The sequence below is a fragment of the Nonomuraea dietziae genome, from assembly GCF_014195505.1.
In the GTDB taxonomy this organism is placed as follows: Bacteria; Actinomycetota; Actinomycetes; order Streptosporangiales; family Streptosporangiaceae; genus Nonomuraea; species Nonomuraea roseola.
The window spans coordinates 625,391-647,218 of record NZ_JACIBV010000002.1; the positions used below are offsets into that span (position 1 = coordinate 625,391).

21 protein-coding genes are annotated in these 21,828 nt (G+C 71.2%); 10 read left to right on the forward strand and 11 right to left on the reverse strand.

Annotated features, from left to right (window positions below):
- Positions 1 to 50: 50 nt before the first annotated feature.
- The 3 genes from FHR33_RS45605 (at position 51) to FHR33_RS45615 (ending at position 2,346) form a co-directional block, all read left to right on the forward strand.
- A complete protein-coding gene (locus FHR33_RS45605) occupies positions 51 to 506 on the forward strand; it encodes a universal stress protein (protein WP_183661730.1) in 456 nt (151 codons plus the stop codon).
- A gap of 162 nt (positions 507 to 668) precedes the next feature.
- Positions 669 to 1,526: a PAC2 family protein gene (locus tag FHR33_RS45610; RefSeq protein ID WP_183661732.1), complete on the forward strand. Its 858-nt coding sequence runs from the start codon at positions 669 to 671 to the stop codon at positions 1,524 to 1,526.
- A gap of 322 nt (positions 1,527 to 1,848) precedes the next feature.
- On the forward strand, positions 1,849 to 2,346 hold the full coding sequence (locus FHR33_RS45615) for a hypothetical protein (protein ID WP_183661734.1): 498 nt from the start codon (positions 1,849 to 1,851) through the stop codon (positions 2,344 to 2,346).
- Here FHR33_RS45615 and FHR33_RS45620 read toward each other — a convergent pair.
- The 7 genes from FHR33_RS45620 to FHR33_RS45650 all read right to left on the reverse strand — a co-directional run bounded on the left by FHR33_RS45620 (position 2,253) and on the right by FHR33_RS45650 (position 11,758).
- Complete coding sequence (locus tag FHR33_RS45620; RefSeq protein ID WP_312896075.1) at positions 2,253 to 3,017, reverse strand: sirohydrochlorin chelatase; 765 nt, start codon at positions 3,015 to 3,017, stop codon at positions 2,253 to 2,255. The two genes, FHR33_RS45615 and FHR33_RS45620, sit on opposite strands and share 94 nt — an antisense overlap.
- Positions 3,014 to 4,180: a uroporphyrinogen-III synthase gene (locus tag FHR33_RS45625; RefSeq protein ID WP_183661736.1), complete on the reverse strand. Its 1,167-nt coding sequence runs from the start codon at positions 4,178 to 4,180 to the stop codon at positions 3,014 to 3,016. The genes FHR33_RS45620 and FHR33_RS45625 overlap by 4 nt, the downstream gene beginning before the upstream one ends.
- On the reverse strand, positions 4,177 to 4,521 hold the full coding sequence (gene nirD, locus FHR33_RS45630) for a nitrite reductase small subunit NirD (protein ID WP_183661738.1): 345 nt from the start codon (positions 4,519 to 4,521) through the stop codon (positions 4,177 to 4,179). Before nirD ends, FHR33_RS45625 begins: the two co-directional genes overlap by 4 nt.
- 19 nt (positions 4,522 to 4,540) lie before the next feature.
- Positions 4,541 to 6,973, reverse strand: a complete 2,433-nt coding sequence (gene nirB / locus FHR33_RS45635) for a nitrite reductase large subunit NirB (protein WP_183661740.1) — start codon at positions 6,971 to 6,973, stop codon at positions 4,541 to 4,543.
- A complete protein-coding gene (locus tag FHR33_RS45640; RefSeq protein ID WP_183661741.1) occupies positions 6,970 to 8,370 on the reverse strand; it encodes an FAD-dependent oxidoreductase in 1,401 nt (466 codons plus the stop codon). Before FHR33_RS45640 ends, nirB begins: the two co-directional genes overlap by 4 nt.
- Positions 8,367 to 10,307 carry a molybdopterin oxidoreductase family protein gene (locus tag FHR33_RS45645; RefSeq protein WP_183662318.1) on the reverse strand — a complete coding sequence of 647 codons (1,941 nt, stop codon included), beginning with the start codon at positions 10,305 to 10,307 and terminating at the stop codon, positions 8,367 to 8,369. Before FHR33_RS45645 ends, FHR33_RS45640 begins: the two co-directional genes overlap by 4 nt.
- Before the next feature lie 140 nt (positions 10,308 to 10,447).
- Positions 10,448 to 11,758, reverse strand: a complete 1,311-nt coding sequence (locus tag FHR33_RS45650) for an MFS transporter (RefSeq protein ID WP_183661743.1) — start codon at positions 11,756 to 11,758, stop codon at positions 10,448 to 10,450.
- A gap of 504 nt (positions 11,759 to 12,262) precedes the next feature.
- Here FHR33_RS45650 and FHR33_RS45655 point away from each other — a divergent pair.
- The 5 genes from FHR33_RS45655 to FHR33_RS45675 all read left to right on the forward strand — a co-directional run bounded on the left by FHR33_RS45655 (position 12,263) and on the right by FHR33_RS45675 (position 16,542).
- Entirely contained in the window at positions 12,263 to 12,739 is a 477-nt protein-coding gene (locus tag FHR33_RS45655; RefSeq protein ID WP_183661745.1) for a peptide deformylase, read from the forward strand.
- A gap of 331 nt (positions 12,740 to 13,070) precedes the next feature.
- Positions 13,071 to 13,190, forward strand: a complete 120-nt coding sequence (locus FHR33_RS45660) for an SDR family oxidoreductase (protein WP_183662320.1) — start codon at positions 13,071 to 13,073, stop codon at positions 13,188 to 13,190.
- A gap of 131 nt (positions 13,191 to 13,321) precedes the next feature.
- Complete coding sequence (locus tag FHR33_RS45665) at positions 13,322 to 14,911, forward strand: ABC-F family ATP-binding cassette domain-containing protein (RefSeq protein WP_183661747.1); 1,590 nt, start codon at positions 13,322 to 13,324, stop codon at positions 14,909 to 14,911.
- Between the two features lie 229 nt (positions 14,912 to 15,140).
- Positions 15,141 to 15,677, forward strand: coding sequence for an RICIN domain-containing protein (locus FHR33_RS45670; RefSeq protein ID WP_183643474.1), 537 nt, complete (start codon positions 15,141 to 15,143; stop codon positions 15,675 to 15,677).
- Between the two features lie 271 nt (positions 15,678 to 15,948).
- Positions 15,949 to 16,542 (forward strand): MBL fold metallo-hydrolase, encoded by a 594-nt coding sequence (locus FHR33_RS45675; protein ID WP_183661749.1) that lies wholly within the window; start codon positions 15,949 to 15,951, stop codon positions 16,540 to 16,542.
- 59 nt (positions 16,543 to 16,601) lie between these two features.
- Here FHR33_RS45675 and FHR33_RS45680 read toward each other — a convergent pair whose 3' ends face one another.
- Complete coding sequence (locus tag FHR33_RS45680; RefSeq protein WP_183661751.1) at positions 16,602 to 17,321, reverse strand: GbsR/MarR family transcriptional regulator; 720 nt, start codon at positions 17,319 to 17,321, stop codon at positions 16,602 to 16,604.
- Between the two features lie 257 nt (positions 17,322 to 17,578).
- Between FHR33_RS45680 and FHR33_RS45685 the strand changes: the two genes are divergently transcribed.
- Together FHR33_RS45685 and FHR33_RS45690 are read left to right on the forward strand one after the other, a co-directional pair.
- A complete protein-coding gene (locus FHR33_RS45685; RefSeq protein ID WP_183661753.1) occupies positions 17,579 to 18,562 on the forward strand; it encodes a hypothetical protein in 984 nt (327 codons plus the stop codon).
- Between the two features lie 51 nt (positions 18,563 to 18,613).
- A complete protein-coding gene (locus tag FHR33_RS45690; protein ID WP_183661755.1) occupies positions 18,614 to 19,780 on the forward strand; it encodes a serine hydrolase domain-containing protein in 1,167 nt (388 codons plus the stop codon).
- Between the two features lie 283 nt (positions 19,781 to 20,063).
- Here the strand turns inward: FHR33_RS45690 and FHR33_RS45695 are convergent, their stop codons facing one another.
- The 3 genes from FHR33_RS45695 to FHR33_RS45705 are packed head-to-tail and all read right to left on the reverse strand — an operon-like array spanning position 20,064 to position 21,782.
- A complete protein-coding gene (locus FHR33_RS45695) occupies positions 20,064 to 20,303 on the reverse strand; it encodes a WhiB family transcriptional regulator (RefSeq protein WP_183661757.1) in 240 nt (79 codons plus the stop codon).
- Positions 20,304 to 20,319: 16 nt separating this feature from the next.
- A complete protein-coding gene (locus FHR33_RS45700; protein ID WP_183661759.1) occupies positions 20,320 to 21,261 on the reverse strand; it encodes a glycosyltransferase in 942 nt (313 codons plus the stop codon).
- A complete protein-coding gene (locus tag FHR33_RS45705; RefSeq protein ID WP_183661761.1) occupies positions 21,258 to 21,782 on the reverse strand; it encodes a D-glycero-alpha-D-manno-heptose-1,7-bisphosphate 7-phosphatase in 525 nt (174 codons plus the stop codon). Before FHR33_RS45705 ends, FHR33_RS45700 begins: the two co-directional genes overlap by 4 nt.
- Positions 21,783 to 21,828 lie beyond the last annotated feature (46 nt).

Below are 21,828 nucleotides of genomic sequence, written 5' to 3' on the forward strand. Positions count from 1 at the left end.
CGGGCGCTACCCTGTCGGCAATTGACGCCGCGTCCAATTGGGATCCCCTCATGGCCTACCGCACCGTGCTCGTCGGCACCGACGGCTCCGCCTCCTCCTTCCGCGCCGTGTCCGCCGCCGCCTCTCTGGCCGCCGCCACCGGCGCCACCCTCGTCCTGGCCTGCGCCTATCTGCCCATGCGCGAGAGCAGCAGGGCCGCCGCCGCCGACGCGCTCGGCGACCTGGCCTACAAGGTCAGTGGATCGACCCCAGCCGACGACGCGCTGCGCGCGGCCAGGGAGCACGCGGTGGCGGCGGGCGCCTCGCAGATCGTGCTGGCCGCCGAGGAGGGCGACGCGGTGGACGCGCTGGTCAAGCTGGCCGGCACGCACCGCGCCGACCTGCTCGTGGTCGGCAACAGAGGGCTCAACAGCCTGGCGGGACGGCTGCTCGGGTCGGTGCCCTCCAGCGTCACCCACCGGGCCACCTGCGACGTCCTGGTCGTGCACACCACCTCGGGAAAGTGAGCCGCCCCTGAGTCACGCACGCCCCTCCGCCTCCAGGTCAGCGCGTGGCGGGCGGCGACACCCGCCGGACGGCCCCGCGAATTACGCCCGTGGAGATCAGTGACGTAGAGCCCTCCCCACCGCATAGGCTTAGGCGTTGAGAACAGCGAGAGGAGGCGGCGCGTGATCGAGCTCGAAGGGCTCCCCGAGCTCGTCGATCCGGTGCTCATCGCCGCGTTCGAAGGGTGGAACGACGCCGGTGAGGCGTCCAGTGGCGTGATCGCCCACCTGGAGAACGAATGGAAGGCCGAGCCGCTGATCGCGCTGGACCCGGAGGACTACTACGACTTCCAGGTCACGCGCCCCATCGTGGAGATGGGTGACGGGCTGACCCGCTCGATCGTCTGGCCGACGACCAGGCTCTCGCTGGCCCGCCCGCCCGGTCTCGAGCGCGACGTGGTGCTGCTGCGCGGCATCGAGCCGAACATGCGCTGGCGCGGCTTCTGCGACGAGCTCGTGGGCATCGCCCACGAGCTGGGCATCGAGCTGACGGTGATGCTGGGCGCGCTGCTCAACGACTCTCCGCACACCCGTCCCGTGCCGATCGTCGGATCGGCGACCGACGACGGGCTGGCCCGCTCCATCAACCTCGAGCTGACCCGCTACGAGGGGCCGACCGGCATCGTCGGGGTGCTGCAGCACGCCTTCGGCGCCGCGGGGCTGCGCGCGATCTCGCTGTGGGCCTCGGTGCCGCACTACGTGGCCCAGCCGCCCAACCCGAAGGCGACGCTGGCGTTGCTGCGCAGGGTCGAGGACGTGCTGGAGATCCCCGTGCCGCTGGGCGACCTCGTGGAGGAGTCGCGCGCCTGGGAGAACGGCGTGGACGAGCTCGCCTCGCAGGACAGCGAGGTGGCCGAGTACGTCAAGGAGCTCGAGGAGCGCAAGGACGCCGCCGAGCTGCCCGAGGCCTCGGGCGACGCGATCGCCGCCGAGTTCGAGCGCTACCTGAGGCGCAGGGACACCGACACCGGAGACCAGTGAGACCCGCCCGCCTTCCGCGCCCTTGACCACTCGTCGCGGCCGGAACGGGCGTGGCGACTGACAGGGAAGTCTCAGGAGTTGTTCTCTCCCATTTCCGTGATTTCGGGTAATAATCGGTGCCTCGCATGTTCCGGCGGTATTTCGTCCGTAGCTGGAACGCCAACCCGCATGAATGACATGACCAGGAGAAACACAGCTCTGTCACTTCACTGAATATCGGCACGGCCACGTTGAACCTATCCAGGTGACTGCGCACGTTAGGGCAACCATGGCTACTTCCCATGTGGACCCGCACCAGAGAAGTCAGGAGACCAGGCGGCGCGTGCTCGAGATGGCGCTGTCGCTGAGGGAGGAGCGCGGCGGAGGCCCTGTCGACCTCTTCCTCGCGCTGCTCCAGGACCGCCTTCCGCTCTGGCTGCGTATCTTGCACAACCTGTCCCACCTCGTGGGAAAGGGACAGGTGAGCGACAACCTGCTCCCCATCGCACGGGCGGGCATCGATTACTACCTGGAGGTCCAGTCGGCGGCGCTGCCCGCCTTCACCTCCCCCGCGGTCACGGTCCGCTTCCGCGAGGCCGTCCGCGACACCGGTCTCGGCCCGATGGCCGAGATCCTTCCGCTGGCGGGCTATCTCGAGGCCGAGCAGCGGCTCGGCAGGGTGGCGCCGTCAGTCGATCCCGTGGGCAGCGCGCGGCTGCTGCTCGCCGGATGTTTCCAGCACGCCTACTACGAGATGTTCGTCGGCGCGGACGCGGGCCCCTCCAGGGACGCCGGCGCCGAGGAGATCATCAAGGGGCTGCGGCTGGAGCCCGCCGCCTGATCGTGCCTGGCCCACACCAGGGCGGCGAGGTCTGGGTCGGCGCCGATCGGTTCGGTGACCAGGTCGGCGCCGGCGTTCGACAGCCTGTCGTGGAAGAAGCCTGGCGCCAGCAGGTAGGAGGCGAGCGCGACACGAGGGGCTGGGCCGTGCCGCATGCGGTCCAGCGCCTCCCCCACCGTCGGCTCCCCTCCCGTGGCGAAGGCGGCGGTGACGGGACGCGACAGCCGTACGGCCAGCAGTCTGGCGGCGGCGCGCACGTCGGCGAGGGCGGCGGGGTCGGAGGAGCCCGCGGCGCCGAGGATGACCGCGTCGGCCGGGCGCAGACCCGCTCGGGCGAGCCTGCGGGCCAGGGCGTGGGTGAGCAGCGGGTCAGGACCGAGCGGCCTGGCGACGGCGGCGTCCGGCCTGGCGCGCGCCACGACGTCCGGCAGGTCGATGTGGACGTGGTAGCCGCCGGCCAGCAGCAGCGGCACGACGGTGACCGGGCCCGGCAGCCAGGCCAGGACGTCGGCCAGCAGCGGCTTGCTGATCTCGAGGTAGGCCAGCTCGACCCGCCGTCCCGGCCGCAGGCCGCGCACCATCGCGGCCAGCCTGGCCAGCGTCTCCTCCCCCGCCGCGCTCCTGGTCCCGTGCGCGGCGATGACCAGCGTGCCCCGCGCGGAGGCCGTCACAGGCCTTCTCCGCGGTGGGTGGCCAGCCGGTAGCCGCGCTTGACCACGGTCTCGACGATGCCTGCGGGTCCGAGCGCCCTGCGCAGCCTGGTGACGGCCATCTCGACCGCGTGCTCGGCCGATTCACGCGAGGAGCCGCCCGGCAGCACGGTCCGCAGCTCCGAACGGGGCACCACGTGCCCCGGCTTGTCGGCAAGGCGCTTCAGCACGGCCATCGGCGCGGGCGGCAGCGGCTTGAGCTCGCCGTCCACGGCGACGGCGTGGCCGCGGATCTCCAGCTCGTGACCTCCCGCCACGAGCCTGGTCACGCTGTGCGCCGGCAGGTGCCTGGCGAGGGTCCTGGCCAGGGCGCCGAGCCTGGAGCGCTCCGGCTGGAGCACCGGCACGCCCTTGGCCACCAGCGGCTGCGCGGTCACCGGGCCCACGCACGCGGCGACGACCCTTCCGCCGAAGGCGGCGAGCAGCGCGTCCTCGAGCCCGTCGGCGCGGGCGGCGCCGAGCATCGCCAGGACGGCGGGCGCGCTGGTGAAGGCCACCGCGTCGACGCCGCCCGCGATGGACTGGGTGACCAGGCGGCGCAGCGGCGAGGTGTCGCGGTAGGGCAGCCAGCGGTAGACGGGCACCTCGATGACGTCGGCGCCCGCCTCGCGCAGCTCGGCGACGAAGCCGGTCAGCGGCTCGCCGTGCAGCTGCACGGCGATGCGGCGGCCGCGCAGGTCCTGGGCGAGCAGGTGCTGCTTGACCTCCTCGCAGGATTCCGTGGCGGGGGTCCAGTGGTCGTTGAGACCGGCCGCGCGCACCGCCCCCCTGGCCTTGGGGCCCCTGGTGAGGAGCCTGGCGCGGGTCAGGTGGTCCGACAGCTCCGCCGACAGCCCCCAGCCCTCGGCCGCGGCCATCCAGCCGCGGAAGCCGACGCCGGTCGTGACGACGACGTCGTCGACGGGCGCCTCCAGGCTGCGGCGGGTGGCGGCGAGCAGGTCGGTGTCCTCGGCCAGCGGCACGAGCCTGATCGCCGGAGCGCTGACCACGCGGGCGCCGCGCCTTTCCAGCAGCGCGCAGAACTCCTCGCGCCGCCTGGTCGCGGTCACCCCGATGGTGAACCCGGCCAGCGCGTCGGGCGCGGTCTCAGGGGATCCCGCCTCCTCCGCCGCCGGGGCGATCAAAGCCCCACCTCCACTCTGCCGTCGGTCACCCTGGTCGGGTAGGTGGCCACGCTCACCGAGGGGTCGTCCAGGCACTCCCCCGTGACCAGCGAGAAGACCTGCTTGTGCATGGGCGAGGCGACCGTGGGCTCCTCACCCCTGCTGCCGACGATGCCGCGGGAGAGCACGTTGGCGCCGGTGAAGGGGTCGAGGTTGGCGATGGCGTGGACGTCGCCGTCGAAGGTGCGGAACAGGGCCACCTGGTGGCCTTCCACCAGCGCGCACGCCCCCCGCTCCGGCAGCAGGGCGGTGTAGGCGCAGACGGCGACCCAGACGCGGGCGGGCAGTTCGGCGACTGTCATCTGTGGTGCTCCTTTGCGATCAGGCGGGCGAGCCGAGGCGGTCGAGGGGGATCAGCACGGGTTTGATCTGGTCGCGCTCGGTCTCGAAGACGATCGAGGGGTCGGGGACACCCGGCGCGTTGACGAAGCTGACGAACCTGCTGAGCTTGTCGGGGTCCTCGATGGTGGCGCGCCACTCGTCGACGTAGGTGGCCACGTGCCGCTCCATCTGCTCCTCCAGCGAGGCGCAGATGCCGAGGGAGTCGTCCACGATCACCGACCTGAGGTAGTCGAGGCCGCCGTCCAGCGACTCCACCCACGCGGCGGTGCGCTGCAGCCGGTCGGCGGTGCGGATGTAGAACATCAGGAACCTGTCGATGATCCTGATGAGCTCGTCGGTGGGGACGTCGGAGACCAGCAGGTCGGCGTGGCGGGGCTTGAAGCCGCCGTTGCCTCCCACGTAGAGGTTCCAGCCCTGCTCGGTGGCGATGATGCCGAAGTCCTTGGAGCGGGCCTCCGCGCACTCGCGGGCGCAGCCCGACACCGCCGACTTGAGCTTGTGCGGGGAGCGCAGTCCTCGGTAGCGCAGTTCCAGGGCGATGGCCAGGCCGACGGAGTCCTGCACGCCGTAGCGGCACCAGGTGGAGCCGACGCAGGACTTCACCGTGCGCAGCGCCTTGCCGTACGCGTGGCCCGACTCGAAGCCCGCGTCGACCAGGCGCTTCCAGATCTGCGGCAGCTGCTCGACGCGGGCGCCGAACAGGTCGATCCGCTGACCTCCGGTGATCTTGGTGTAGAGGCCGAAGTCGCGGGCCACCTCGCCGACGACGATGAGCTTCTCCGGGGTGATCTCGCCGCCTGGGACGCGCGGGACGACGGAGTAGGTGCCGTTCTTCTGGATGTTGGCCAGGAAGTGGTCGTTGGTGTCCTGCAGCGCGGCCCGCTCGCCGTCCAGCACGTGGCCGTTGTGCAGGGAGGCGAGGATGGAGGCGACGGCCGGCTTGCAGATGTCGCAGCCCCTGCCCCTGCCGCACATGGCGATCAGCTCGGAGAAGGTCGTGACGCCGCGCACGCGGACGATGTCGAACAGCTCGGCCCTGCTGTGGTCGAAGTGCTCGCACAGGGCCTTGGACAGCTCGACGCCCGACTTCTCCAGCAGCTGCTTCAGCATCGGCACGCACGAGCCGCAGGTGGTGCCCGCGCGGGTGCAGGCCTTGAGCCCGGGAACGTCGCAGACGCCGTCGCAGATCGCCTCGCGCACCGCGCCGGCCGTGACGTTGTTGCAGGAGCAGACCTGGGCGTCGTCCGGCAGGTCGAGAGCGGCCGCCGAGCCGGTGAACAGCAGGTCGGAGGGGGAGGCGGGCAGCGGCTTGCCGACGAAGGGCTTCAGCGTGGTGTACGGCGCCGCGTCGCCCACGCAGATCCCGCCAAGCAGCGTCCGCGCGTCGTCGGAGATGAACAGCTTCTTGTAGACGCCGCCCACGGGGTCCATGTAGGTGACGTCGAGCGCGCCCTCCATCGCGCCGAACTGAGCCACCTCGACACCGAGCAGCTTGAGCTTGGCCGACATGTCCGCGCCGTGGAAGGCGGCCGAGCCGCCGAGCATCCGGTCGACGGCCACCTCGGCCTGGGTGAAGCAGGGGCCGACCAGGCCGTAGACCATGCCGCCGACCAGCGCGCACTCGCCCACCGCGTAGATCGAGGGGTCGGCGGTGCGCATGCCCTCGTCGACGACGATCCCGCCGCGCGCGCCGACCTCGAGGCCGCAGTCCCTGGCCAGCTCGTCGCGGGGCTTGATGCCGGCCGAGAAGACGACCACGGAGGCGTCGATCACGCCGCCGTCGCTGAGCACCACCCTGTCCGGCTCGATCGAGGCCAGTGAGACGCCCGCGTGCACGCTCAGCCCGAGGTTGGAGATGTGCCCCTTGAGCACCGAGCCGCCGCCCTCGTCCACCTGACGCGGCATCAGCCACGGGCTGAGCTCCACGATGTGGGTGTCGAGGCCGAGCCCGCGCAGCGCGTCGGCGGCCTCGAGGCCGAGCAGCCCGCCGCCGACGACCACGCCCCGCGCGGCTCCCGAGGCGGCCTGCCTGATGCGCTCCAGATCGTCGATCGTGCGGTAGACGAAGGCGCCGGAGGCGCCGGGCACGGGCGGCACGAACGGCGCGGAGCCCGTCGCCAGCACCAGGGTGTCGTACGGCTCGGCGTGCCCGTCCTCGGTCGTGACGACCTTCGCCGCCCTGTCGATCCCGGTGACCCTGGACGACAGCCGCGTCACCACACCCGGCAGCTCGGGATACTCCAGCTCCTCCAGGGTGACGCCCTGCAGGTAGGAGGTGAGCGCCACCCTGTCGTAGGCGGGCAGCGGCTCCTCGCCGAACACGGTGACGTGCCCGTCGAACCCCCTGCTGAGCAGGGTCTCGACCAGCCGGTGCGCCGTCGGGCCGTAGCCCACCACGACAAGCCTGTTCACGCGGAAACCCCCTCTTGCTCGCACAGCCAGCCGACGATGCCCTCGACGGCGTCGCGGCAGGTGCCGCAGCCCGTCGTGGCCCTGGTCGCGGCGGCCACCGCTGTCACGTCTCGCGCGCCGGACTCCCAGCACGCCCTGATCTGGCCCTTGGTCACGTTGTTGCACTGGCAGACCTTGGCCGAGTCCGGCATCCTGACCGGGCTGTCGGCCACCGCCGCTCCCCCGGCGCCGGGGAAGAGCAGCCCCGCCCTGTCACCGGGCAGCGGCCCTCCCCTGTCGAAGAGCTGGGTGAGGGTTCCCACGGCGGCGCTCTCGCCCAGCAGGATCGCGCCCACCAGGCGGCCCTCGCGGATGACGAGCTTGCGGTAGGTGCCGCGCGCCCTGTGGCTGAAGCGCACCACCTCCGCGTGCTCCTCGGTCAGGTGGGTCTCGCCCATCGCGGCCAGCTCCACGCTCTTGGCCTTGAGCCTGGTGACCATGCGCGAGCCGCGGTAGCGGGCGTCCTTGGCCGTGCCCGTGATCACGTCGGCCACCACGGCGGCCTGCTCCCACGCGGGCGCGACCAGGCCGTAGACGACGCCGTCGTGCTCGGCGCACTCGCCGATCGCGAAGACCGCGGGGTCGTCGGTGCGCAGCTCGTCGTCCACGACGACACCGCGGCGCACCTCCAGGCCCGCCTGGGCGGCCAGCTCGGTCTCCGGCCGCACGCCACAGGCCAGCACCACGAGGTCGCCTTCGACCAGCGTGCCGTCGGCCAGCCTGACGCCCTCGGGCAGCACCTCGGCCGCGCTCACGCCGGTGCGGATCTCCACGCCGAGGCCGGCGAGGGTCTCGCCGAGCACCAGCCCCGCCTCGGCGTCGAGCTGGCGCTCCATGAGGTGGCCCGCCAGGTGCAGCAGCGTGACCGGCAGGCCGCGGCCCGCCAGGCCGCGCGCGGCCTCGATGCCGAGCAGCCCGCCGCCGACCACGACCGCCCTGGAGCTGGTACGGCTGGCGGCCAGGATCTCCTGGCAGTCGTCGAGGGTGCGGAAGGGGATGGCCCGCTCGACGCCGGGGATCGGCGGGACGACCGCGCTGCTGCCCGTGGCCAGCACCAGCACGTCGTACGGCACGCGCCGGCCGTCCTCGGCGATCACCGTTCTGGTCTCCCTGTCGATCTGGACGACGGGGGTGCCGAGGACCGCCTCGACGCCGTGCTCGCCGTACCAGGAGGGATCCAGCAGGCGTACCTGGTCGGGCCCCGAGCTCCCGGCCAGGACGTTCGACAGCAGCACCCTGTTGTAGGGCTGCCAGGTCTCCGCGCCGAACACGGTGACCCTGATCTCCTTGTCGCGGGCGCGCACCTCGCTGACCAGGCGCGCTCCCGCCATGCCGTTGCCGATCACGATGAGCCTCATGCGACCTTCTCCAGTCTGACCGCGCACACCTTGAACTCCGGCATCCGTGAGGTCGGGTCGAGTGCGGGATTGGTGAGGCGGTTGGCGCCCTCCCAGTGGAAGGGCATGAAAACGGTGTCGGATCTGATGGCTTCGCTGATCCTGGCCACTCCCTCGGTGGCGCCCCTGCGGCTGCTGACGCGCACGAGATCGCCCGCGCCGATGCTCAGGTGCTCGGCGAGGTCGGGGTGGAGCTCGACGAACGGCTCGGGCGAGGCCTCGACCAGCGGGGCGATCCTGCGGGTCTGCGCCCCCGACTGGTAGTGGGCCAGGACCCTGCCGGTGGTGAGGTAGACGGGGAAGTCGGCGTCGGCCTCCTCCGCGGCCGCCCTGTGCGTGACGGGCACGAACCTGGCCAGGCCGTCGGGGGTGTGGAAGCGGTCGAGGAACATGCGCGGCGTGCCGGGGTGCTCCGGGGTGGGGCAGGGCCAGAACAGGCCGTCGCGCTCGTAGGTGATGCCCGAGTAGTCGGCCGTGCCGCCCTGCGAGGCGCGGCGCAGCTCGTCGAAGACCTCGCGCGGCTCGGCGGGCCAGGTGTGGCCCATCCGCAGCGCGAGCTCCTGGATGATCTCCAGGTCGGAGCGCACGCCCTCGGGCGGCTCGACGGCCTTGCGCCGCAGCTGGACCCTGCCCTCCAGGTTGGTCATGGTGCCGTTCTCCTCGGCCCACTGCGTGCTCGGCAGCACCACGTCGGCCAGGCGCGCGGTCTCGCTCAGCACGAAGTCGACGACGACCAGCAGGTCGAGGCTCTTCAGCCGCTCGGTGACGTGCGCGGACCTGGGCGCGGAGACCACCGGGTTCGAGCCGAAGACCAGCAGCGCCTTGGGCCCCTCGGCGGTGCCGAGCGCGTCGAGCAGTTCGTAGGCCGAGCGGCCGGGGCCTGGCAGCGTGCCGGGCTCGACGCCCCAGACGGCCGCGACGTGCGCGCGGGCCGCAGGGTCGTCGATCTTGCGGTAGCCGGGCAGCTGGTCGGCCTTCTGGCCGTGCTCCCTGCCGCCCTGCCCGTTGCCCTGGCCCGTCACGCACCCGTAGCCGGAGCCCGGCGTGCCGGGCAGGCCGAGGGCGAGGGCGAGATTGATGAACGCGGTGACGGTGTCGGTGCCTTTGGCGTGCTGCTCGGCCCCCCTGCCCGTCAACAACACCGCTTTATTAGCATTTTTCAGCATTTGTACGGCTTGGCGGATGGCGGCCACCGGAACTCCCGTGACCCGCTCGACCCTTTCTGGCCACCATTCCGACACCGAAATTCGAACCGCTTCAAAACCGGACGTGCGACGCGCGATGTATTCGCTGTCGAGAGCCCCCTCGGAGATCGCCACGTGCAGCAGGCCGAGCGCGAGCGCGAGGTCCGTCCCCGGCGTCGGCTGCAGGTGCAGCGCGGCCAGCTTGGCGGTCGCGGTGCGCCTGGGGTCGATGACGATCAGGTCGGGCCGCGTGAGGTGCCTGACGATCGGCGGCATGGTCTCGGCCACGTTCCCGCCCGCCAGGAGCACCACGTCGGCCGCCGCCAGGTCGGTCAGCGGAAAGGGCATCCCCCTGTCGGCGCCGAAGGCCCTGACCGAGGCGGCCGCCGCCGACGACATGCAGAAGCGGCCGTTGTAGTCGATCTGGCTGGTGCCGAGCGCGACCCTGGCGAACTTGCCCAGCTGGTAGGCCTTCTCGTTGGTCAGCCCTCCGCCGCCGAACACGGCCACGCCGTCGGGACCGTGTTCGGAGCGCACCGCGCCCAGGCGGGAGGCCACGTGGTCGAGCGCCTGCTCCCAGGTGGCAGGACGGCCGTGCAGCAGCGGCGTGGTCAGCCGGTCCGGGCTCGACAGGAGCTCGGCGGCGGTCCAGCCCTTCTGGCACAGCGCGTCGGTGGCCTCGACCGTGACCCGCTCCCCCACGGTCAGCGACATGCCGCACTGCAGCGCGCAGTACGGGCAATGGGTGAGCGTAGGAGAAGTCACGCGATCGATGGTGCTTTTGGGCCGTTTCACACCGGGGTCCCTTCTGTTACTAACGTGCTAACAGCGGCTCACCGCGCCAGTGAGAAGTTTCAGACGCGGGCGTGGGCGAGGCTGGGGAGCCTGGCGACGCCGACCGTGCGCGTGTAGCACCACCAGGTGACGGCGAAGCAGGCGGCGTAGAACAGGCCGAAGGCGACGAAGGCGGCGGCGGGGCTGCCGGTCGCCGCGAAGGACATGCCGAAGCCACGGTTGATGAGGAAGCCGCCGAACGCGCCGATGGCCGAGATGATGCCGATCGCGGCGGAGGCCTGGCGCTTGCCGTACAGGAGGGCCTGTTCGCCGGTGCCGAACTGCTCGGCGGCCTTGGCCTGGAAGATGGCCGGGATCATGCGGTAGGTCGAGCCGTTGCCGATGCCGGCGGTGACGAACAGGGTCTGGAAGGCCAGGAAGAACAGCCAGAAGCTGCCAGAGGCGCTGGCCAGCCAGACCAGGACGACGCCCGCGCCCATCGCGGCGAAGTTCCAGAGCGTGACGGGCGCGCCGCCAAGGCGGTCGGACAGCCAGCCGCCGACCGGCCTGATGAGCGAGCCGAGCAGCGGGCCGACGAAGGCGACCGCCGCCCACGCCGAGCCGGGGAACAGGCTCTTGGCCAGCAGGGGGAAGGCGGTGGAGTAGCCGATGAACGAGCCGAAGGTGCCGATGTAGAGGAAGGACATCACCCACGTCTGCGCCTTGCCCGCCACCGCCCACTGCTCCCGGGGGCTGGCCTTGGCGCTGGCCAGGTTGTCCATGAAGAACCAGGCGCAGGCGGCGGCCACCACGACGAACGGCACCCAGAACCAGCCGGCGGCGGCCAGGCCGAACGCGCCGATCACCAGCGGCATGACCAGCTGCACGGAGCTGACGCCGATGTTGCCGCCCGCCGCGTTCAGGCCGAGCGCCGAGCCCTGCTTGTGCTGGGGGTAGAAGTAGGTGATGTTGGCCATGCTGGAGGCGAAGTTGCCGCCGCCGAAGCCCGCCGTCGCCGCGATCACCAGGAACACCCAGTACGGCGTGCCCGGATCGCTGACCGCGACGCCGAGCAGCACCGCGGGGATGAGCAGCAGCAGCGCGCTCACCACGGTGAAGGTGCGCCCGCCGAACCTCGCGGGGCCGAAGGTGTAGGGGATCCGCAGCGCGGAGCCGATCAGGTTGGGCAGCGCCACCAGCCAGAACAGCTGGTCGGTGGTGAAGTCGAAGGCGCCCATCTTGGCCGCGACGATGCTCCACAGCGTCCAGACGGTGAAGCCCACGTGCTCGGCCAGGATGGAGAAGGCCAGGTTGCGCCTGGCCACCCGCTTGCCGTCCCGCTCCCAGAATGCGGGGTCGTCAGGGTGCCAGTCGGCGATCCAGCGCGCCATCGTTCCTCCTACGGTTCGGGGATCTCGACCGTAGGAAGGGCGGGTTACGCACCTTGACGATGTGTGACGGTGCGCCGGTTACATGTCACTCACCGCCGTAACAATCAATGCATGTGTTTCACCTGCGCAACACGGCGTTAACACCGCGCCAGGGTGCGCCCCCGGCATCGGCGGGCGGACGCTCCCCTCCTCGGTCGAGCCGCCCTTCGGTCAGGACCGGGACGGCGCCGTCGTCGCCGAGGTCATGGCGCAGGCGCCACATGTGGCTGTTGCCGCGGTGCGCCCGCGCTCGGCCGCCGCCCTCGCCCACTCCTCACCCTCGGCCCTGTGAGCAGCGCGAAAGAGCGGCGGAACAGATCGTGTACTCCGATCGCGCCTTTTCCCTCGACCGGGCCCGCCGGGCGATCCACCGGTTCGTGTTCGTTCGCGGGGCGAGCGACGGTTCGTCCCGCGCCGCAATGGGAATCGTTTCCTGGACGACGACAACGTTCTCGGGGAGTTGCCGTGGCCGTGCAGCGCATCCGCGCTTTCGACGATCCTGTGCTGCGCGCCGTCGCGCGGCCGGTGACCGCGTTCGACAAGGAGCTTCGCGGCCTGGTCAAGTCGCTGACGCTCACGATGCGCCAGGGCGCGGGACGCGCCGGGCTCGCCGCCCCGCAGCTCGGGGTGCAGGCCAGGGTGGTCGTCTTCGACTACGACGGCAGGGCGGGACACCTGGTCAACCCGCGGCTGGAGCTGTCGGAGCGCACGATCGTGGCCGACGAGGCGTGCCTGTCGGCGCCTGGCCTGTGGTGGCCGCTGGAGCGTTCCTTCGGGGTCACCGCGCGCGGTCGCGACATGTACGGCAAGCCAGTGACGGTCAGGGCCATCGGGACACTGGCCAGGGTGCTGCAGCACGAGGTGGACCATCTCGACGGCGTGCTGTTCGTCGACCGTCTGGCCGACGACGAGCGCGACCGCTTCATGGAGATGGCTCGCTGATCCTGCCCTGGTGCTCGGCCCTGGTCAGGCCCGCTCGACGATGAGGCGGGCCAGGTCGACGACCGTGGCCCTGCGGCGGGCCAGCGACCTGGCCGCGTCGGGCTCGTCGAGGACGAGCCTGCGCAGCTGCGGCACCGAGAAGTTCCACTGCACCAGCCCCAGCACCGTGAACAGCAGGTCCTGGGCGGCGGTCCTCGACTCCACGCCACCTGCCACCAGCGCGGTCGTGTGACCCTCGTAGGTCTCGCGCCGCTCCTCCTCGCCGAGGGGCGCCTTCGGCGCGGGCCACGACAGCGCGGGCGACCAGGCCGTCGCCGAGCACGGCGCCACGCTGCCGCTCGGCAGGTTCGGCACGCCTGAGGAGGCGGCCTCGGCGGCGCTGTTCGTGATGGCCAACGCCTACGTGACGGGCACCGTGCTCACCGTGGACGGCGGCGCGAGCCTGGCCTGACCGAAAACCGGATGCGCGCAGGCCAAAGGTGCCTCTAGCCTGGCAGACATGTCTACGCCCCGGATCTCTTAGCTCGGACACCCGCCTTCGTACCACCCGTGTGTCCAAGAGCTTATCCGGAGCGTTACCTCATGATTACCTTTCGTGATGTCGACGTGCGCGTCGGCGCGCGTCTGCTGCTGTCCGGCATCACCGCCCACATCGCCCCCGGCGACCGTGTCGGCCTGGTCGGCCGCAACGGCGCGGGCAAGACCACGCTGATGCGGATCCTGGCGGGGCAGGGCAGGCCCGCCGCGGGAACCGTCGTCCGCACGGGCCCCGTCGGCTACCTCCCCCAGGATCCTTCGGCCGCCGACCCCTCGCTCACCGTCACCGACCGCATCCTGTCGGCCCGCGGCATGGACGAGGCCGTCCGCGCCCTGCGCGCCGCCGAACTCGCCCTCGCCGAGCTCCCCGCGGACTCGGCCATGGCCCGTTACGTCAGGGCCGAGGCGGAGTTCCAGGCCCGAGGCGGATACGCCGCCGAGGCCGAGGCGGCGAGGGTCGCGGCGGGCCTCGGCCTGCCCGACCGGCTGCTGGCCCAGCCGCTCGGCACCCTCTCGGGCGGCCAGCGGCGGCGCGTCGAGCTGGCCAGGGTTCTGTTCGCGGAGCGGGGCACGCTGCTGCTGGACGAGCCCACCAACCACCTCGACGGCGACTCCATCGCGTGGCTGCGCTCCTTCCTCGCCTCCTACCAGGGCGGCCTGGTGGTCATCAGCCACGACACCGACCTGCTGGCCGACGTGGTCAACAGGGTATGGCGGCTGGACGCCGAGCTGGCGGCGATGGAGGTGCACAACACCGACTGGAAGACCTACCTCGCCGACAGCGGGGCCGCCGAGCGTCGCAGGGTACGGCAGCGGGCCGCCGCCGAGCGCAAGGCCGCCGCGCTGCGCGCCCAGGCCGACAGGATGCGGTCCAACGTGGCCACGGCCGTACGCGCTCGCGACATGGCACGCCGCGCCGACCGGATGCTGGCGGGGGTCGAGCCCGCCCGCCGTACCGAGAAGGTCGCCAGGATCCGGCTGCCCGAGCCTGCGCCGAGCGGACGCGTCCCGCTGGGCGCGGTCAGCCTCGGCAAGTCCTACGGGAGCCTGGAGGTCCTGACCGGCGTGGACCTGGCCGTCGACAGGGGCGCGCGGCTCGTGGTGCTCGGCCTGAACGGCGCGGGCAAGACCACGCTGCTGAAGATCCTCGCGGGACGGCTCGCGCCCGACTCCGGCAGGGTGGTGCACGGTCACGGCCTGCGGCTCGGCTACTTCGCCCAGGAGCACGACACGCTCGACCCTGCCCGAACCGTCGGGCAGAACCTGGCCTTGGCCGCGCCGGGGCTGAGCGACGGCGAAGCCCGCAACATCCTCGGCTCGTTCCTGTTCGGCGGCGACGACGTCGACAAGCCCGCCGGGGTGCTGTCGGGCGGCGAGAAGACGCGGCTGGCGCTGGCGGGTCTGGTCAGCTCGGGGGCGAACGTGCTGCTGCTCGACGAGCCGACCAACAACCTCGACCCGGCTTCGCGGGCGGAGGTGCTGAGGGCGGTGGGCGCGTACAAGGGGGCGGTGGTGATGGTCACGCACGACGAGGAGGCGGTCGAGGCGCTGCGGCCCGAGCGGGTGCTGGTGCTGCCCGACGGCGTCGAGGACCTCTGGAACGAGGGCTACGCGGACCTGATCAGCCTGGCGTGACGGGCTCGGCCCACCGGCGCCGGGCCCGCAACGCCGGACCCGGCGCTCGGCGATCGCCGAGCCGCCGCGGCGGGACGGCGTGCGTCCCTGACCCGGCCGGTCTGGTCGGGTCAGGCGCGGAATGCCGATCAATTGCGTGGATGACCAGACATTAACCTAACGCAACTGGTCAATCACCCTCAGTTGCGGGATGGTGTTCGCGTTCTGATCAACCTGCCCAGGAGGCACCATGCTGCTTGCTCGCCACCTACTGGCCGGCGTCGCCGTCGCCGTCGTGAGCGCGTCCACCGTCCTGCCCGCCGCGGCCGCCACGGCCGCCGCCCACCTGCCCGCCCCCGACACCCTCACCCACGACGCCCCCGTCTGCCTGGACGCCACCAAGTCCCGCACCAACGGCACCAAGGTCCAGCTGTGGCAATGCGTCGGCAACGCCAACCAGAGATTCGTGATCGACAACGGCCTGATCAAGGTCGAGGACACCGCCGGCACCGCCACCCCCATGTGCCTGGACGCCACCAAGTCCCGCACCAACGGCGCCCAGGTCCAGCTGTGGCAATGCGTCAGCAACACCAACCAGCTCTGGGTCATCAGGAGAGGAGAGATCGTCATCAAGGACACCATCGACACCGCCAGCCCGATGTGCCTGGACGTCGGCAACTCCCGCGCCAACGGCACCAAGGTCCGCCTGTGGAAGTGCATGAACAACGCCAACCAGAAGTTCGTCATCTACGACGGCAAGATCAAGCTCCAGGACACCCTGGCCTGACCGCCGGCCACGCCGGACACACCAAGGGCCGCGACCCGGGCTCACCCGCCCGGTCCCGGCCCTCCCCCCTCCACTGAACGCGGCCTGCTCGTGCGGGACGTGGCCACGAGCCTTGCAGGCCGGCCGCAGCGCTTCGGCGATGTAGCCGGCCGGCGGAAGATCTCGTTCACGGGGCACAGGCGACGACGAGCGGGATTTTTGGCACGAAACCCACGATGAGGGGTGTTCCGGCCACTGTTCCGGGCGGGCGGCGTCGCCCAGACTGCTTTCCATGACCGACGCACCCACCGGCCGTACGGCCGCCTTCCATATCCTCGCCACCGGCTACACCACCTCCACCGGACCCGGCGTGGCCGCGACCGTCTCCTACGTCACCGAGGGCGACCTCAGGATCGTGGTGGATCCCGGCATGGTCGCGAGCCAGTCGGTGATCACCGACGCGCTCGCCGACCTCGGCCTCAAGACGGACGACATCACCGACGTGGTCCTCAGCCACCACCACCCCGACAACATCCTCAACGTCGGCCTGTTCGGCCAGGCACGCATCCACGACCACAAGGCGATCTACCAGGGCCACCACTGGACCAGCAGGGACGCCGAAGGGTACGAGTTCTCCCCGTCGCTCAGGCTGATCGCCACCCCCGGCCACAGCGCCGAGGACATCACCCTGCTGGCCGGCACCGCCGAGGGCGTCGTGGCCTTCGCCGGCGACCTGTGGTGGCGGGCCGACGGCCCCGCCGACGACCCGGTCACCATCGACCGCGACGTCCTGCGGGCCGGCAGGGAGCGCGTGCTGGCCGTCGCCGACGTCATCGTCCCCGGCCACGGCGCGCCCTTCACCCCGACGGCGGCCACTCCCCGCTGACGCTCCGCCACGCCAGGGTCAGGGGCTGGACCGAGATCTTCGGCCATCGCCGTACTGCGTCAACCGTTCACGGTGCGTCTGGCGGCGTAGGCCTGTCGCCACTCCTCGGCCGCCTGGATCATGGCCTGGCCGACGTGCTCGAAGAAGTGGCCGATGTCCTGCATGCGGACACCGGCGGGGGTGGTCGCGCCGAGGACCTGCGCGCCTTGGCGGGCGATGTCGGCCAGCATGGCGTTCTGGCGGGCGCTGGCCATCCAGCCGCGCAACCAGGCGTCGGCGTCGATGACGTACCGGTCGCGCCGCCGGCGGGGGTCGCGTTCGCGCCTGATGAGCTCCTGCTGTTCGAGCTCGCCGACGGCCTTGGAGATGGAGGCGGGGCTGACCTGGAGGCGCTGGACGAGCTCGGCGGCGGTCAGGCTGCCGCCGTCGGTGACGTACAGGCAGGTGAGCACCCGGGCCGTCATCCGCGGCAGACCCGTGCCGACCATCATCGCGGTGAACTGCTCCTCCAGTTCGTGGACGGCCTCGGGGTCGCGCCCGTGTGAGTCGGTGACGGCCGGAGGGGCCGGGGCCGGCTTGCGGCGGCGAGTACGCCCCTGGGTCGCCCGCTGCGCCTGGTCGGCGCGGTAGCCGCCGGCGCCGCCGTTGCGGGCCACCTCCCGGGTGATGGTGGAGATGGGCCTGTCCAGACGGCCGGCGATCTCGGTGTAGGTGAGTCCTTCCGCCAGCCCCTCGGCGATCTGCTGCCGGTCCTGGTGGGTCAGTCTGCCTCCGGGCATCGGTCCTGCCTCCGTCTCACGTCCTCTGGTGTGGCCAGTATTGCGTTCGCCAACACTCCATTGCAAACGGCTCGGATCTTGATTTGCATTCGCCTTCATCGCCATTGCAAAACGCTGTGCAGTTGACCTGGCATATTGCCCGTTTATCTACTTTCTAGATTGACGAATCACTGAAAGCAAGTTAGCTTTTAGTGATTCGCAAACAAGCGATGCGATCGGGGCCGCCCCCTTCCCGTCGCCGTGATCGGAGCCCCCTCATGACTTCCTTCCTCACCCCCGTGCGCACCTGGCACCGTCCGCTGGTGGTCTGCGCGCTGCTCATGCTGGGCCTCGTGCCGGCCGCCGGCGTCGGGCTCGCGGTGGACGACCGGACCCTGCTCGGCGAGTCGGTGTGGGTCAAGCCGTTGAAGTTCGGCTTCGCCTTCGCCCTCTACAGCGGCACGCTGGCGTGGCTGCTGACCAAGCTGCGCAAGGGAGGACGCCTGGGGTGGTGGGTCGGCACCGTCTTCGCGCTGGCCGCGATCGTTGAGGTCGCCACCATCACCGTCCAGGCGGCGCGCGGCACCATCAGTCACTTCAACGCCAACCAGAACGATCCGGTCACCCTGGCCCTGGTCCCCGTCCTCACCTACGGCGTGATGATCATCCTCATCGCCCAGCTGATCATCGCGGTGGTCGTACTGATCCAGCGCACCGGCGGAGCGGCCCTGAACAGGGCGATCCGCGCCGGGCTCGGGCTGGCCACCTTCGGCATGCTCGTGCCGATCTACTGGATGGTCGCCGAGATCAACCCGCGTACGGTGACCGACGCCAACGGCGAGCCCGTGCAGATGTACCAAGGGCACGGCATCGGCGACCCCGACGGCAACGGCATGCCCCTCACCGGCTGGAGCGTGAGCGGCGGCGACTTCCGGGTCCCGCACTTCTTCGCCCTGCACGGCATCCAGGTGCTCCTCCTGCTCGCCGCCGCCCTGGCCGTCCTCGCCGGCAGGCACGCCTGGCTGCGCGAGGAGAAGGTCCGCGCCCGCCTGGTCGGCGCCGCGGCCCTCGGCTACACCGGGCTGGTCGCGACCGTGACCTGGCAGGCAGGGCGTGGGCAGTCCCTCATCCACCCGGACATGGCGACCCTGACCACCGCCGCCGCGGTGCTGCTGGTCACGGCGGCGGCCACCGCATGGGTGATCGTCACCGCCCGACGCGTCGCCGTCGCACCGCTCCCGGCCGTGCAGTCCCACCGCTAGATCACCTGAAACCGCCCGACCTTCTCACATCCACTCAATGGAGGCATCAACATGACCAAGCCCCTCTCCCTGCTCCTCGCCGCGGTGACGGCGGCGGGGACCGCCATGACGGCCCCCGCGGCCTCCGCTGCCCCCGCCCCCGGCCATCTCGAGGTGCGACGCGTTCTTGACAGCGCCGTGGCCAAGAGCGGCGCTCCCGGCATCGTCGCCGACATCCGCGACGGCCGCGGCAGGTGGTTCGGTGCGGCAGGCGTGTCCGACACCAGGACCGGCCGCAAGCGCCAGCCGCACGAGCGCTTCCGCGTCGGCAGCGCCACCAAGGCCTTCACCGCGGTCGTGGTCCTGCAACTGGCCGCCGAAGGCAGGCTGAGCCTGGACGACACCGTGGACAGGTGGCTGCCCGGCCTGGTCCGAGGCGGCGGCTACGACGGCACCAAGATCACCATCCGGCAGTTGCTCAACCACACCAGCGGCATCTACAACTACGGCAACGACGAGGAGTTCTTCGCCAGGGGCAAGGGCGAGGCCTGGTTCGAGCACCGCTACGACACCTACACCCCCGAGCAGCTGGTGAAGATCGGTCTGGCACATCCGCCCTACTTCCAGCCGGGCAAGGGCTTCGGCTACTCCAACACCAACTACTTCCTGGCCGCCATGATCGTCGAGAAGGCGACCGGCAACACGTACGGCGAGGAGCTCACGCGGCGGATCATCCGCCCGCTGGGGTTGACCGGAACCTACCTGCCCGGCGACGAGGCGAAGATCCGCGGCTCGCACCCCCGGCACTACTCCACGCTGTTCTCCCAGGACGCCAACCCCAAGATCCACGATGCGACCGAGATGAACCAGTCCTTCGCCTGGGCCGCAGGCGGCGTCGTCTCCACCACCGGCGATCTCCACCGCTTCGTCGGAGCGCTCCTGACCGGAGGCCTGCTGCCGCCCGCCCAGCAGAAGGAGATGTTCACCACCGTCGCCACCGAGGGCGGCCCGCCGTGGATCCCCTTCACCCGCTACGGTCTCGGCCTGTTCTCCCAGAAGCTGTCGTGCGACGTGACGGTCTGGGGCATCGGCGGGGCGACCTACGGCTCGTGGGTGTACGCCATGGGCTCCCGCGACGGCAAGCACCTGCTGGTCAGCCACGTCAACGGCGACTGGAACGGCCTGAGCGTCTTCGGCGACATGCTGTCGGCCGAGTTCTGCCCGGCCACGCCCCGATGACCGCGACCACGCCGTAGCACCCGGGGGCGGCCCAGCGCCTCCACGCACGACGCGGGCGGCTACGACGGCAGCGGGCCCTCGGGCGGTGACGGGGCGGCGGCGGTTCATGACGGGACGAGGCCGTGCCCGCCCGGTTGGCCTCGGGCGATGATGTCTGCCGAGGCGGAGGTCGCCTCCAGCGTGCACGGATACGGCCTTCGGCCGGGCCGCCCCGCCCGCCCGGGCGAGGGGGCACGCGAGCCGAGCCCCGGGGCGAAGGCCCCGGGGCTGCGGTGATTGCCTGTCAGGAGGCCAGCGGCAGGAGGGTGCGGCGTTCGGTGGGGGTGGTGCCACCCCATACGCCGTCCGTCTGCCTGGTGGCCAGTGCGTAGTCGAGGCAGGGCTGCCTGACGGGGCAGCCGACGCAGATGGACTTGGCGCGTTCGACCTGCGCGTGTCCCGCGCCCTCGAGCGAGATGGGAAAGAAGATTTCTGGGTCCTCGTCCAGGCAGGCGGCCCGGCGCGAGCGGTCGAGGATGAACATAGGGTTCCAGACCTGGTCAGATGGCGTCGTGCGCACCCTCGGTACCCGGAGATTCACCAAGCAAACTGTCCCAATCGGCAATAAATCTGGCTATTCCGTACCGAGCGAGGGCCGCCTGACGAGCCGCTTTGCCGTACTGGCTCGCGAGGGAGGGGTCGGAGACGAACGCGGACAGCGCCTCGACCAGCACAGGGAGCTTGGTCGACAGGACGCCGGCGTCGGCGGGAACGGCCTCGACGGCCTCGGTGGCGGCCAGCGCCACGACGGGCATGCCGAGCATCATCGCCTCGATGAGCGAGAGGCCGAGCGAGGTCCAGCGGTAGGGGTGCAGGTAGGCGCGGCGCCGGGCCAGCTCGGCGTGCAGCTCGGCCTGGGAGAGGTCGTAGGCGGGGTACGGCAGGCCGTCCGCCTTCATCCCGAACAGGTCGATCGGCACCTCGAAGGCGGGCAGCAGGTCGGTGCCCGCCACGCGCGTCCTGCGGATCGGCTCGTTGATGACGACGCCCGCGCGCGGCAGCTCGCCGGTGTAGAGATGCCCCGGATCGACGACGCCGTGCTCGATCACGCGGACGGGAGCCGTCCCGTTGTCCCAGAACAGGGCATTGAAGTGGGTGACGTGGACCACCGGGATCGCCGACTGGCCCGCCAGCGGATGCCGGGTGGCCGGCGGGTCGCCCCTCGGCGTGTTGTGCTCGACGTAGATGCCCGGCACTGATCTGCCGAGCCAGGAGCGGGCCAGCTCGATCTCGTGCGGGCGCTGGTAGACGACCACGTCGACGTGCTCGTCGCGCAGCCGGTCGAAGGGCACCTCCCTGACCGAGGAGGGCCAGTCGAAGGTGGTGGCCCTGCCGCGCCCGTCGGGCCCCCTGCCGGGGACGAGCGGGACGAGGTAGGTGTGCCGCCCCTGGACGAACGAGGTGGTCCATGAGCCGTGAACGTGCCAGAGCAGGATGTTCATGCGCACACCCACTCGACGGCCTCGCGCAGGTCGTGGGCGACCTCGGGGGCGGCCGCGATCTCGCTGGGCAGCGTGCGCGGGGTGGGCACGAGGATGGCCCTGGCCCCTGCGGCCCTCGCGGCCTGCACGTCCCTGCCGATGTCTCCGATGACCACGCAGTCGGCGGGCTCGACGCCGAGCGTGCCCGCCGCGCGCAGCACCAGCCCGGGCTCCGGCTTGCGGCACACGCATCCGTCGTCCTCGCCGTGGACGCAGATGGCCCACGCGTCGAAGGGACCGAGCAGCTCCTCGACGCGCTCGTTGACCTGGTGCAGCTCGTCGGGCGTGATCAGCCCCCTGGCCACGCCTGACTGGTTGGTCACCACGGCCACCGGGATCCGGCGGTCGCGCAGCGTCCTCAGCGCCTCCAGAGCACCCGGCATGGGCTCCACGAGCTTCGGGTCGTTGTTGTACGGCACGTCTCTGATCAGCGTGTCGTCGCGGTCGAAGAGCACCGCCGCGGTCGGTCGACGAGAGAGCATGTTCCGCCGCTGCCCCGTCTACGTTGTGTTTAACAAGCGCTTCTCT

What these genes read in the sequence shown, in the direction of transcription:
- FHR33_RS45605 (WP_183661730.1), top strand. Translation starts at nt 51, where the DNA reads ATGGCCTACCGCACCGTGCTCGTCGGCACCGACGGCTCCGCCTCCTCC.
- nirD (WP_183661738.1), bottom strand. Translation starts at nt 4,521, where the DNA reads ATGACAGTCGCCGAACTGCCCGCCCGCGTCTGGGTCGCCGTCTGCGCC.
- FHR33_RS45640 (WP_183661741.1), bottom strand. Translation starts at nt 8,370, where the DNA reads ATGAGGCTCATCGTGATCGGCAACGGCATGGCGGGAGCGCGCCTGGTC.
- FHR33_RS45645 (WP_183662318.1), bottom strand. Translation starts at nt 10,307, where the DNA reads ATGTCGCTGACCGTGGGGGAGCGGGTCACGGTCGAGGCCACCGACGCG.
- FHR33_RS45650 (WP_183661743.1), bottom strand. Translation starts at nt 11,758, where the DNA reads ATGGCGCGCTGGATCGCCGACTGGCACCCTGACGACCCCGCATTCTGG.
- FHR33_RS45665 (WP_183661747.1), top strand. Translation starts at nt 13,322, where the DNA reads ATGATTACCTTTCGTGATGTCGACGTGCGCGTCGGCGCGCGTCTGCTG.
- FHR33_RS45670 (WP_183643474.1), top strand. Translation starts at nt 15,141, where the DNA reads ATGCTGCTTGCTCGCCACCTACTGGCCGGCGTCGCCGTCGCCGTCGTG.
- FHR33_RS45675 (WP_183661749.1), top strand. Translation starts at nt 15,949, where the DNA reads ATGACCGACGCACCCACCGGCCGTACGGCCGCCTTCCATATCCTCGCC.
- FHR33_RS45680 (WP_183661751.1), bottom strand. Translation starts at nt 17,321, where the DNA reads ATGCCCGGAGGCAGACTGACCCACCAGGACCGGCAGCAGATCGCCGAG.
- FHR33_RS45685 (WP_183661753.1), top strand. Translation starts at nt 17,579, where the DNA reads ATGACTTCCTTCCTCACCCCCGTGCGCACCTGGCACCGTCCGCTGGTG.
- FHR33_RS45690 (WP_183661755.1), top strand. Translation starts at nt 18,614, where the DNA reads ATGACCAAGCCCCTCTCCCTGCTCCTCGCCGCGGTGACGGCGGCGGGG.
- FHR33_RS45695 (WP_183661757.1), bottom strand. Translation starts at nt 20,303, where the DNA reads ATGTTCATCCTCGACCGCTCGCGCCGGGCCGCCTGCCTGGACGAGGAC.
- FHR33_RS45700 (WP_183661759.1), bottom strand. Translation starts at nt 21,261, where the DNA reads ATGAACATCCTGCTCTGGCACGTTCACGGCTCATGGACCACCTCGTTC.
- FHR33_RS45705 (WP_183661761.1), bottom strand. Translation starts at nt 21,782, where the DNA reads ATGCTCTCTCGTCGACCGACCGCGGCGGTGCTCTTCGACCGCGACGAC.